The 11,735-nt window shown below is 72.6% G+C and carries 11 protein-coding genes and 1 pseudogene; 5 read left to right on the top strand and 7 right to left on the bottom strand.

All coding sequences use genetic code 11. From position 1 onward, the window contains the following. A partial coding sequence (locus E6J59_02675) for a hypothetical protein (protein TMB23064.1) occupies positions 1–640 on the bottom strand: 640 nt, incomplete at its 3' end. A gap of 26 nt (positions 641–666) precedes the next feature. Further along, positions 667–1,002, bottom strand: a complete 336-nt coding sequence (locus E6J59_02680; protein TMB23065.1) for a hypothetical protein — start codon at positions 1,000–1,002, stop codon at positions 667–669. Between the two features lie 106 nt (positions 1,003–1,108). On the opposite strand from E6J59_02680, the pseudogene E6J59_02685 reads away from it, so the two are divergent. The 5 genes and pseudogenes from E6J59_02685 (at position 1,109) to E6J59_02705 (ending at position 7,493) form a co-directional block, all read left to right on the top strand. Beyond that, positions 1,109–1,402 (top strand): annotated as a pseudogene (locus E6J59_02685) (4Fe-4S dicluster domain-containing protein). 188 nt (positions 1,403–1,590) lie between these two features. Then, a complete protein-coding gene (locus E6J59_02690; GenBank protein TMB23066.1) occupies positions 1,591–3,825 on the top strand; it encodes a hypothetical protein in 2,235 nt (744 codons plus the stop codon). Then, positions 3,678–4,694: a ChbG/HpnK family deacetylase gene (locus tag E6J59_02695; GenBank protein ID TMB23074.1), complete on the top strand. Its 1,017-nt coding sequence runs from the start codon at positions 3,678–3,680 to the stop codon at positions 4,692–4,694. The genes E6J59_02690 and E6J59_02695 overlap by 148 nt, the downstream gene beginning before the upstream one ends. Positions 4,695–6,061: 1,367 nt before the next feature. Then, positions 6,062–6,529, top strand: coding sequence for a nuclear transport factor 2 family protein (locus tag E6J59_02700; GenBank protein ID TMB23067.1), 468 nt, complete (start codon positions 6,062–6,064; stop codon positions 6,527–6,529). Further along, positions 6,507–7,493 carry a hypothetical protein gene (locus E6J59_02705; protein TMB23068.1) on the top strand — a complete coding sequence of 329 codons (987 nt, stop codon included), beginning with the start codon at positions 6,507–6,509 and terminating at the stop codon, positions 7,491–7,493. Before E6J59_02700 ends, E6J59_02705 begins: the two co-directional genes overlap by 23 nt. Before the next feature lie 50 nt (positions 7,494–7,543). Here the strand turns inward: E6J59_02705 and E6J59_02710 are convergent, their stop codons facing one another. From E6J59_02710 to E6J59_02730, 5 genes are all read right to left on the bottom strand, one after another. Then, complete coding sequence (locus tag E6J59_02710) at positions 7,544–7,807, bottom strand: hypothetical protein (GenBank protein TMB23069.1); 264 nt, start codon at positions 7,805–7,807, stop codon at positions 7,544–7,546. 260 nt (positions 7,808–8,067) lie between these two features. Further along, entirely contained in the window at positions 8,068–9,525 is a 1,458-nt protein-coding gene (locus tag E6J59_02715; protein ID TMB23070.1) for a transposase, read from the bottom strand. Positions 9,526–9,767: 242 nt separating this feature from the next. Then, complete coding sequence (locus E6J59_02720; GenBank protein TMB23071.1) at positions 9,768–10,265, bottom strand: hypothetical protein; 498 nt, start codon at positions 10,263–10,265, stop codon at positions 9,768–9,770. Positions 10,266–10,271: 6 nt separating this feature from the next. Then, positions 10,272–10,463, bottom strand: a complete 192-nt coding sequence (locus tag E6J59_02725) for a hypothetical protein (protein TMB23072.1) — start codon at positions 10,461–10,463, stop codon at positions 10,272–10,274. Between the two features lie 63 nt (positions 10,464–10,526). Next, positions 10,527–11,735, bottom strand: a 1,209-nt coding sequence (locus E6J59_02730) for a glycosyltransferase (protein TMB23073.1), incomplete at its 5' end; no start/stop codon positions are given.

Genomic DNA, 11,735 nt, shown 5'->3' on the forward strand with positions numbered 1-11,735 from the left:
CCTCGGGCGCGAGGGCACGGAACAGCGACTCGCGCTCGCGGCCGTCGAGCTCGGTCAGGATGTCCGCCAGCTCGGCCGGATGGAGCCGGCCGAGCTCCTTGCGCGTCACGGTGAGCTGGAGGGTGTCGCCGGTCGCGGCGAGCGTGAGCGGCTGCACGTAGCGCCAGCTGATGAGCTGCTCCTTGCCCATCGTGGTGCTCCACCCGAGGCGGCGGACGAGGCCGCGGAAGCTAACGTCCACGTGCACGAGGTGGAGGTCGCCGGTCGGCACGTGCAGGAAGTGGAGGTCGTTCACGCGCACGACCTTCGCGCCCGAGGTGTCGACGATCTGCCGGTCGAGGAGCGCCTGGCCGACCCAAAACGACGGCTCGGACGGGAGCCTGCGCCCCGGCACCAGGCGCTCGTCCGGGACGCGCAGCCGGACGGCGGCGAGGTCGACCGACTCGACGTCCCGCCAGCGGGCGGTCAGCCGGAAGGACTCGACGCGCCCGCGGCGGACGAGGAGAGCCGTGGCCGCAGGGAAGGTCTCGGTCAGGGTGACGGCGAGGTCGTCGAGGCGGCCGACGACGTTGCCGTCGGGGTCACGGACCGGCCGGCCGTGGAGCGCCGAGTAGAAGAGGAAGGGGCCCTCGTTCGCCATCGCCCATCGGCGCGGGCCCTGGCTAGCTAGTGCGTCTGCATCTGCTGCTCTTTCGCCTTCAGGTTCTCGACTTTCTTGTCCGCGCGCGCCCCCTTCTTCTCGGCCCTCTGCACCTTGTGCTCGACCCTCTGCTCCTTCTTCTCGATGGTCGCGAGACCCGCCCTGATCTGCCCGAGCGCCCGGTCGATGTCCCCGATCGCCTGCTTGCGATGGCCCCCGTAGTCGTGGGTCGCGGCCTGCAGCGCGGTCTTCGCCGCCTGGAGGTCCTTCTTCGCCTCTTCCATCTGCGGATGCTCCTGGGCACGGGCCACACCCACTGCGAAGACGAGCCCGGTCGCCACCACCAACGCGAGTCTTCTCATGAGCGTTTCCTCCTCTCGGGTTGAGCCGCCATCCCCTATCACCGCGTCGCCGGCCGGGCCAGAGGCGGTTTGAACCCCGCGTCGGCGAGATGGTATTGCTCCGTCAGTGGCGACGGTCATCACCAGCGAGTGCATCAACTGCGGCGCCTGCGAGCCGGAGTGCCCGAACACCGCCATCTACCAGGGCGGGGTGGAGTGGCAGGCGCCGAACGGCTCGATGCATCCGCCGATCTCGAACGACATCTTCTACATCGTCCCCGAGAAGTGCACCGAGTGCGTCGGCTTCTACGACCAGGAGGCGTGCGCCAAGGTCTGCCCGGTCGACTGCTGCGTGCCCGATCCCGAGCGGCCGGAGAGCGAGGCGGCGCTGCTCGAGCGTGCCCGCGCGCTCCATCCCGACAAGACGATCCCCGACGATGCGCCCTCGCGCTTCAAGAACGAGGGCGGCGCGGCGCCAGCGGCCGCGAAGCCGGCGGCGGAGGCTAAGCCGGCGGCGTCGGCTCCCGCCGCGGCGGCGCCCGCTCCCCCCGCTGCCCCCGCGGCCGCCGGGGATGATGCCGGCGCCCTCGCCCTCCCCGATCTCGACGAGTGGGAGATCCCGATCGTCTGCTTCCGGTGCAGCGGCGAGTATTCCGTGCCCTTCCGTTACTTCCGTGCCGGTGTCGTCTTCTCCTGCCCGCACTGCCAGGGGACGCTCGTGCCGACGCTCAGCATGGTGCGCGGCGTCGAGGGAGCGCTGGCGCAGTTCCATGCACGCTGGACGCGCGCCTTCGAGCAGTTCCACGAGCGGCGCCGGCGCGAGCTCGAGCAGTTCGAGGAGCGGCAGCGGATGGAGCTGGAACGGTTCTCCGCCGAGCTGCGCGTCATCGCGACGCGCGAGAAGGCGCCCGGCGCGCCCACCAAGCGCAAGGGCTTCTTCAGCTTCTGAGGCAGCGGCTCTACGAGTACCTGACCGACCGCCCGGCGGGCGCCACGCCGGAGGAGCTGCTCGACCTGGTGTTCGCGGCGCAGGGCCGCGATCCGGAGTTCGGCGCGCGTTTCCTCGCCACGCTCCTCGGCGCCGACCCGCGCTTCCGCTTCGACGCGGAGGACGGGCGCTGGCGCGCGCGCGTCCACGACGCGCTCGCGCGCCCGCTGGCCGACGTGCCGTTCGTGGCGGTCGACTTGGAGACGACCGGCGACGGACCGGCAGGGTCCGGCATCATCGAGATCGGCGCGGTCCGGGTCGAGGGCGGGCGGCTCGGCGAGAGCTTCGTCACGTTCGTCGACCCCGGCCGGGCGATCCATCCCTTCGTCGTGCGGCTGACCGGCATCACCGACGCCATGGTCGCCGGCGCCCCGACGATCGCGGAGGCTCTGCCGCGCTTCCTCGCCTTCGCCCGCGACGGGGTGCTGGTCGCGCACAACGCCGCCTTCGACGCGGGGCACCTGGACGCGGCGCAGCGCCTGGTCGCCGGCCGGCCGCTCGACCTGCGCGCCCTCTGCACGCTCAAGCTCGCCCGCCGCCTCATGCCCGAGCTGCGCCGCCGCGCGCTCGACGCCGTGGCCGGGGCGCTCGGCATCGGCGCGGCCGGCCGCCACCGCGCGCTCCCCGACGCGCGCATCGCGGCGGAGATCTTCACCGTCTTTCTCGAGCGCGCGGCGGGCCGCGGCATCGCCCGCCTCGATCAGCTGCTCGACTTCCAGCAGAGCGCCGTCGACGGCCGGCCGTTCGTCGTCCACGTGCCGCGCGCGCGGCTGGCGGAGGTGCCGGCGACGCCGGGCGTATACCACCTGCTCGACCGGGAGGGCCGCCTCCTCTACGTCGGCAAGGCGGTCCGGCTGCGCGAGCGCCTGGCGTCCTACTTCACCAACGCGCGCGGGCACTCGGCGCGCGTCCTCGACCTGATCCGGCACACGCACGACTTCCGCACCACCGAGACCGGCTCGGAGCTGGCCGCCGCGCTCCTGGAGGCGCGGCAGATCCGCGCGCTGAAGCCCTCCTATAACCGGCAGCGGAAGCACCTCCCGCGCGTCGGCTTCCTGAAGCTCACCGACCGCGGAAGGTACCCGCGCCTCGCCGTGACGCGGCGGCTCGCCGCCGACCGCGCCACCTACCTGGGGCCTTTCCGCAGCCTCGAGGCCGCGGAGCGCGCGCAGGCCGTGCTGGGGCGGGTGTTCGGGCTCCGCACCTGCGCCGGCCGCCTGGCACCCTCGCCCGAGGTGACGCCGTGCCTCTCCGGGCAGGTGGGCGCCTGCACGGCGCCGTGCGCGGCGCGCGTGGCCGAGGCGGCGTACGGACGGCAGGTCGACGGCTTCCTCGCCTTCCTCGACGGGCGCGACGGCAGCGTGCTGGAGGCGCTCGCCGCCCGGCGCGACCGGCTCGCCGCCGCGCTTCGCTTCGAGGCGGCCGGCGGGGTGCAGCGCGACCTCGACCTGCTCGAGGGGGTGCGGCGGCGCCGGCGGACGCTCTCCTGGGTGGTCACGCGGCAGAACTTCGTCGTGCTGCTGCCGACCGCGGCGCGCGACGCAGCGCATCTCTACGCGGTGCTCGGCGGCCGGCTCGCGCTCGAGGCGCGCATCACGGCGACGGCGGACCTGGCGGCGGCGGTCGCCTTCGTGCGCCAGCGCTTCGCCGCCTACCAGGACGTGCCGCTGCGGCGCGAGGAGGTGGACGGCACGACCATTCTCGCCGCCTGGCTGCGCGACGGGCGGGCGAACGACGGCATCCTCCTCCCGCTCAACGGCCCCGATGCCATCGTCGAGCGCTTCGACGAGCTGGCGGTGACGGTGCGCGACCTCCGGCTCCCGGGGCCGCTCCCGGCGATCGACGATCTCGCGTGACGGCGCGTCGGCTGGTGGTGACCGCCGACGACTTCGGGGCCGCCCCCGAGGTGAACGCCGCTGTCGTCCGCGCGCACCGCGACGGCATCCTCACCAGCACGAGCCTCATGGTGACGGGCGACGCCGTCGAGGACGCGGTGCAGCTCGCGCGCGAGACGCCGAGCCTCGCCGTCGGGCTCCACCTCGTGCTCGCCCAGGGCCGGCCCGCCGCCCCGCCGGCGGAGATCCCCGGCCTCGTCGCCGCGGACGGCGCCTTTCGGCGTGCGCCCATCGACACCGGCATCCGCTACGCGTGGCAGTATCTCCTGGGCACCGGTCGAGCCCAGCTCCGGCGCGAGATCGAGGCGCAGCTCGCGGCGTTCGCCGCCACGGGCCTCCGCCTGGCGCATCTGGACGGGCACCTGAACATGCACCTGCACCCCATGGTGCTCCCCATCCTGCTCGAGCTGGCCCCGCGCTACGGCATTCGGGCGATGCGGCTCTCGCGCGAGGACCTGGGCGCCGCGCTCCGCTACGATCGGAGCCACTTCCCGCGCAAGCTCACGGAGGGCGTCGTGTTCCACGCCCTCGCCGCGTACGCGGCGCCGCGTCTCCGCGCGGCCGGCATCGCGACCGCCGACCGCGTCTACGGCATGCACCAGACCGGTCACGTCGACGAGCGCTATCTGCTCGCGCTCCTCGCCGCGCTGCCGCCCGGCGTGAGCGAGCTGTACTGCCATCCGTCGGAGGGCGTCGCGCCCGCGATGGCGCCGTACCAGCAGGGCTACGACCACGCGGGCGAGCTGGCGGCGCTCACCAGCGCGCGGGTGCGGGAGGCGGTGCGGGCGGGGGGTGTGGAGCTGGTGAGCTACGCGGAGCTCGCGCGATGAGCGCGGGCGGCGCGCGGGCGCTCCACGGCTCTGGTTCGGCCTCTCACTGCCCGTCGGCCGTCGCGCCTACCTGCGTTCTGGCCTCGGGCCGATGACGCTCAACTACGCGGTCGACGCGGCGCTCGTGGCGGTGGTGACCGGCCGGACGTCAACCCTGCTCGCATACATGACGGCGGCGCACGGGATGGCGTCTCGCCGCGCGCTACGTCTGGGACGGGCACCCGCGCACTGGCATCCATGCTCACCTTCAGGGGTGGCGCGACGAGTGCGAGAAACGCTTCCCGTACACACTGCAGTAGTTCGCGACCGGATTCCCATCCATCTGCGCGCAATCCTGCTCACCGGACGACCCCAGGACGAATTCGAAGCACGTCGAGGCTAGCACTAGCTGGCAGCACGCGTCGGGCCTGAATGCCGAGAGCGGGATCGGCGCGCTCTCGTCGACGATCTCGATCCACGCGTCGGCAGGAGGGGCTTCCGGGCAGACACACCTGCTCGTCCGGGAACAACGGAATACTGTTGCTGAGGCTGAGATGGTAATCGGCGCACTGCTGGTTGCACGTGAAACACTGAAATGGACACGGAATCCCCCGGATAGGCATAGAAGACGTAGTTGGGGATCACATGTCCTGAGACGCTACAGACGCATTCGAAGGTGAAATAACCACAGCCGGTTTGGCCCGCCAACGAAGCTCCCAAGCCGCAGATGTCGGGTCCGAGAAGGAACTCGGACCCGCCGGGCGGCAGGGTGGTGGTCGGGCTGTAGGAGCGACAATCGTCGGAAGTTGTCATAACGCCCCGGACTCGACGTTCGCGGACCCCCTACGTCCGTAGGACGGAACGAGGGACTCCGCTGGTTCCTCGCCCTCGATGCATGACTGGCGAGGAGATCGCCGAAGAGGGTAGCGCGGCAGCTTCAGGCCATGCCCGGCATGCCCGTGATCCCCGAGCGCAGGCACTGAGTCTCATCGGCATGCCTGACGCTTCGATGATAGTCCCTGGCGAACGGTGCTTACAGTCGGCCGTACCGTCGCTTTCATCGCCGCCCTCTTCATCGAGGCGAGTGCGCCGGACCCACCGACCTCGCTCGACCCGACAGCCGCGCGTTGACCCGACACCGGGCGCTTAGGCATGAGTGACGCCTGAGCGCGGGCATCAAGCACGGGCGCGTCGACGACGCAGTCACGAGCTCTTGCGGGAAGACCTGCGGATCCCGCCCGACGGACTCCAGCAGATCGTCCCCGGCGCACTCGCGGAGTTCCTGGCCCCCCCCGAAGCCGACACGGCCGCCGACGGGAAGTGGGCGCCGCGGCCCTCTTCCTTGGGCTCGACGGTTGTGGTCTCAGGGCAAGAGCGGACACACCGCCATGGAGACCGCCGCCGAGTTCGTCGAGGGCTTCCGCCGCTACTGGGCGGCGCCGTCGCTTGACGGGCTCTCGGCGCTCCTCGCCCCCGACGTGACGCTCGTCCAGCCCCTCGCGCCGAGGATGCGCGGCCTCGACGAGGTGCGCCGGCAGTTCGGCGCGATCTTCGCCTGGCTTCCCGACCTCCGCGCCGAGATCGATCGCTGGAGCAGCGCCGGCAACGTCGTCTTCATCGAGTTCCGGCTCCGCGCCACGATCGGCGGCCGGCCCTTCGAGTGGCCGGTGATCGACCGCTTCCTCCTCCGCGACGACGGCCTGGCGGTCGAGCGCGTCACCTACTTCGATCCCCTGCCGCTCCTCGCCGCCGCGGCGAGCCGGCCGTCGGGGTGGCGGCAGCTCTGGCGCTCCGGCGCAGCGACCGCCCTCCTGCGCCCGAAAGGACGTCCCGATGCGCACCGAGTACAGCTTTGACGACCTCCTCGCCGAGCATCCCTACGAGCGCCCGCTCGTGCTCGACGGCGTCCCCTGCCACGGCGGCTTCGTCGGCGGCCGCTACGTCTCGCCCCGCACGCTCCGCCGGGCGGGCGCGATCGAGGCCTGGCAGGCGCGTCTCCCCGCGGGCGAGCTCGCCGCCGTCCTCGATCCCATCTCCGCGCGCGTCCCGCCGCACTTCCCGAGCGTCGAGCAGACGAAGCTCCTCGTCCGCCACGGCGTGACCGTCCCACTCGTCCGCATCCTCTCCATCATCGCCATCGTGGAGGGCTTCGGCGGCGAGGTGCTCCGCCAGGTCGCGCTCCCGCCGCTCCGCGAGCGCGTCCTCGACCCGGTGGACGGCACGGCCCTCGCGCACCTCGGTCCCCTCTTCGAGGCCCACGCCCGCGACGAGGCCGGCCACCGTCGCATGTGGGAGCTGGCGCGCGACGTCGCCCTCGACCGGCCGCCCATCCCGAAGGATCTGGTCCCGAACCTGGCGCCGTCCGCCGGGCCGCGGCTCGTGCCCGAGATCCCGGCCGACATGGAGGCGCTCGTCGTCCGCATGACGGGCGTCCTCGTCATCGAGGTGTTCGCCGTCGAGGCGTTCCGCTGGGCGCGCGCGGTGCTGGGCGACGCGGAGCTCTTCCGCCGGCACGACCAGGCGCGGACCCTCATCGAGTTCATCCAGCAGGACGAGACGCCGCATGTCGGCTATCTCGCGACGGCGCTGGCCGAGCTCGGCTGCCGGCGGCTCGCGGGGGAGGGCGGCGCGGTGGTGCCGGGCCGCGAGGTCGTCGACCGGATGCGCGACACGATCGTCGCCTTCCAGTCCGGGCCGCGCCACCGGGCGAACGTCGAGTTCCGGCGGCAGGTGATCGAGCGCTGCCTCGAGGGCCATCCCCGGCGCGAGGCGCTGCTGGCGGAGATCAGCGCCGCGGAGGAGCGGGCATGGCTCCACTGAGGCTCTTCGACAACGCGACGAGCTCGACGCCGGGCGCGCGGGTGCCCTGACTACTCGCGCGGTCGGGTCAGCCAGGCGTTGACGAGGACCATCAGGTCCTCGGGCTGGCCCGGGAAGTTGAGCGGGCTCTCGGGGAGCGACACCCAGGGCTGCGCGCTCCCGGTCCAGATGTGTCCGATCGGCCGGAGCCAGCTCGCGTCGTCGAGCGTGCCCGGCTGGATGACGGCAAGCTGCGGGAAGTTGACGGGCTCGCCCCAGAGCTGCCCGCTGCACTCGGCGCAGAACCGTCCCGCCTTCTCCCGGCCGTCCGACATGGTCACCCGGTAGTATCGGGCTGTAGGAGCGACAACCGTCGGAAGTTGTCATAACGCCCCGAAGCCGGACATTGCCCCAGGCCCCCGCCCGGCGCGGGACGCATAATGCCCGAGCCGACGCGTCAAGACGCGGCGCCTTGCAAGCGCTGCGGGCCGCCGTGGACGCGCTGGATCGCGCTAGGTCGAGAGCCGAGCGCGCTCACGGGCGAGGTGGTGCGGCGCGGCGGGGTGACGAGCTTCGATCCGGAGAGGCGCTCCGCCTACGGGGAGCCCCGCGTGGCCGGCAATGCTCCCCCGGCCTCCACGGAGAGCCCGAGATGCGTCAGGATGCGCTGGATCACCGCCGGGTCCTCGATCGTCGCCAGCACGGTCATCCGCCCCCCGCAGCGCGGACAGGAGAGGACATCCGCTTCGAACGCCCGCCGCATGAGGTCGGCCCAGGCGCGATACTTCGGGCGCGCGCGGTCAGGCTTCGCCTCCGCACGCTCTTCGTCAGCGGGCGGCGAGCGTGGGCACGGCTCGACCGCGCTCGCCTCGGACTCAGCGCGCGCGACCACCTCGCGGCGCCACGGCGCGTTCGGCGCCAGGACGCCGTGATAGAGCAGCAAATTGATTCGCGGCCGTGGCACGAGCGGCACGAGCCGCTGGAGCAGCTCGATCGGCGTGAAGACCAGATGGGTCGTCCCGTCCGCCCACGGCCGCTGCAGGGAGACGCCGATCCGCCCGTCGCGCAGGCGTTCGAGGCGTCCCTGCCCGAGCGGCGGGCGGCAGAGGTACTGGCAGAGGCGCTCGAGCCGCTCGCGATCGCCCGCCTCGATGTGCACGGCCGCATGGAGGTCGAAGCCGCCGTCGTGCGCGTGGAGCGGCACGTGGCGCTCGACCCACGGCGCATCGGGGTCGGCGCCGACCCGCTCGGGACCGCGCCCCGCGCGCTGGCCGAGGGCGGCCCGGCCGAGGATGGCCGCCCGGGAGAGGCTCGCCAGCGCCGCCGACTCCTCCGCGAGCGGATCGGCGTCCTCGTCGCCGATCGTCGCCCCCGCCAGGCCGAGGCGCTCGAGCCGCCGCCGTACCCGCGCGACGACGCGGCGCACGTCGTCGTCCGTGGGCGGCGCGGTCGGATGGAAGCGCAGCGTGCCGTCCGGCTCGCGCACGAAGACGCCGTCGAGCACGAGTGTGTGAAAGTGGAGGTGCACGTTCACCGCCCCGCCGAAGCGCTGCACGCTCGTCACCATGCCGGTCTCTCCACCCGCCAGCCCGTAGCGCCGCGCCTGGCGGCGATACGCGCTGCGCAGGGCGCGCACGAAGACGTACAGCACCGTGCGGCAGAGCCGGTGATCGTACGCCAGCCGGTAGCGCAGTCGGTGCGGGACCGAGAGTACCCACTGCCGGACCGGCACGTCGGCCGGCAGCACGTGGTCGACGAGGTGCGCCGCGCGCTCGGCCATGCGCCGTCCCCCGCAGCTCGGACAAATCGCCCGCCCTTTGCACGAGAAGGGCACGAGCCGCTCGAACGCGCAGTCCCCGCACCGCACGCGGGCGAAGCCGTGCGCCAGCACCCCACACCGGAGGAACTTCCGGAACTCGGCGGTGACGAACGGTGGCAAGCCACTCCCATCAGTCCGGGCATCGACGGTGGCGAGGAAGTCGGCGAGGTGCGTGCGCACAACACCGTAGAGCACGCCCGATGCCGGTGATCGCGGCACGTAGACGCCGGCCACGCGGTGCGCGCGTAGCGGGCTCGGTGCCCGCCCCAATCGCGCGATTCCACCCGGCGCGACGTTTCATCCGTCCGGCGCGGAAACGACTTGTTGCGCGACGCTGGCCCCCATTCCCCGTGGCGCACGCCACCCGATCGCGATCGATCCGACCGACACGACGTGGAGGGGCGGCCAGGTGGCGACCCGCGTGAAAGGCCTGGCGGAGGCGAGCGTGCGAGGGGCGGGGGGTCGAGTCGGCGCGGCTACGTCGGCCGCTTTCTCCGCCTTAGCAGCTCCTGAAGGGTGTCGAGCGCGGCGTGGTCCTTGGGTCGATCGGCCGCCTTCTTGGAACGGATGACGTCGGGGAGCGAGGCCACCGGCACAACGAGCCCTTCCAGGTCGTAGCGCTCCGCGCCCTGCAGGAGGTCGTCGTAGCCCCCCGTCCCTGCCGGTCTGAACGCGATGTCCAGGTCACCGAACCGGGTGGTCAGATTCAGGAGCTCCACGCCGGCGAGGAAGCGAGCGTCGCAGGCGAAGCGGACGCCGGCCTTAGCGTCGGGGGCGCGAATACGCGCGTCCATCGCCTCGAGCGCCCGGGCGAGACGCTCGAGGTTCTCGGCGTCCCTGGCCGGGCAGATGTCTGCGTCGCCGGTGCGGAGCGGCGAGCCATGGAGCGTTGCCGCGAGCCCGCCGATCAGCACGTAACGTACGGCGTGCGCCTCCAGGGCACGGAACATCTCCTCGGGACGGAAGCGCGGCACGGACGCTCACGGAACCCGCCGCGCCCGCCGCGCGCGCTCCTCGAAGTCGAGCATGTCGAGGAGGTAGTCGAGCCGCTGCTTGGGCGTCCAGGCGAGGCGCTCGGCGATCTGGTCATCACGCTGGCGAGCACGCCCGGACGTCCGAGCCGTGGAGGTTTCCGCTCGCCTTGCTCGTTGCTTCGCCCCGGAGCGCGCCACGATCCTCCGGTATTCCCAGGCGACGCGCGTTGCAAGTCAGCGCCCCGATCGAGGGCCCGACTCTCAGCCCTGCGCCGCGTGCAGCGTCTCGGGCTCCTCGGCCTCTGGCATCACCACCGGCGCCGCCGGAGCGGCCGCCGGTACCGGCCCCACCGGCACCATCCGCCCGTCGCGGTGGACGCGCAGCACCTGCCCGCTCCAGCGCACCTGGTTGCCGAGGAACGCGACCGCCCACATGAGCGAGTTGAAGAGGTCCTTCGCCGGGACGAGCCAGAGCCAGCGGAGCGTGTCGTGCTCGCCGAGGAGCCCGAGCACGCCGACCAGCCCCACCAGGCGGCCGCCGAGCGCCCATGCGAAAGCCGCCCAGCCGAGGAGGCTCCCACCGGTCACGACGAGCGACAGGCAGCCCCAGAGCATCGCGTGGGTGACCACGGCGCAGAACCAGCTCACCGGCCGGCTCACGCGGTAGGTGCGCGACCAGCGGAGAAGATGCCGCCACACGTCGCGGAGCGTCACCGAGTCCAGCACCGTCTCCACCGTGTAGGGTAGGAGCACGAGCCGGTAGCCGGCGAGCGCGATCCGGCGGCCGAGGTGGTAGTCGTCGGCGAGGTAGTCGGCGAGGGCCGCGAAGCCCCCGATGCGCGCGAGTGCCGTGCGGCGGAGCGCGATCGAGGCGCCGTACGCGTACTCGAAGCGGTCCAGGAGCTGCGCGGCCAGGACCATCGGCATGAAGTCGGTGTTGATGAAGAGCGACTCGAGGACAGTGGGGAGCCCGAAGCGGCCGAGGCCGCGATAGAGGCAGGTCGTGAGGCCGATCGTCGGGTCGGCCGCCGGGTCGACGAGAGGCCCGACCATCGCACGCAGGTAGTCCGGGCGGACCCGGATGTCGCCGTCGCTCACCACCAGGATGTCGTGCCGGGCGTGCCGCATCATGTGGCAGAGGTTCGCGACCTTGCGGTTCGCGCCGGGCATCCACCCCACGGAGAGGACGATGTCCCGCTCCGGGAAGTCGCGCCGGATCTGCTGCACCACCGCGACCGCGGGGTCGCGCGCGTCCTCGACACCGAACACGATCTGGCACGCGGGGTAGTCCAGCCGGCAGAAGCTCGCGAGGTTGTCGTAGAGGTCGACGCCGGGGCCCTTGAGCGGCTTCAGCACCGTCACCGGCGGCAGCGCGGCGCCCGGCGGCAGCGGGCGGATCGCCCGCGCCGCACGCCGGAAGAACCACCACGCCGCGACCCACTCGAAGAGGTGGTAACCGCCTGCGACGAG

It is taken from the genome of Deltaproteobacteria bacterium (genome assembly GCA_005879795.1).
In the GTDB taxonomy this organism is placed as follows: Bacteria; Desulfobacterota; Binatia; order DP-6; family DP-6; genus DP-6.

What these genes read in the sequence shown, in the direction of transcription:
- E6J59_02680 (TMB23065.1), bottom strand. Translation starts at nt 1,002, where the DNA reads ATGAGAAGACTCGCGTTGGTGGTGGCGACCGGGCTCGTCTTCGCAGTG.
- E6J59_02700 (TMB23067.1), top strand. Translation starts at nt 6,062, where the DNA reads ATGGAGACCGCCGCCGAGTTCGTCGAGGGCTTCCGCCGCTACTGGGCG.
- E6J59_02705 (TMB23068.1), top strand. Translation starts at nt 6,507, where the DNA reads ATGCGCACCGAGTACAGCTTTGACGACCTCCTCGCCGAGCATCCCTAC.
- E6J59_02710 (TMB23069.1), bottom strand. Translation starts at nt 7,807, where the DNA reads ATGTCGGACGGCCGGGAGAAGGCGGGACGGTTCTGCGCCGAGTGCAGC.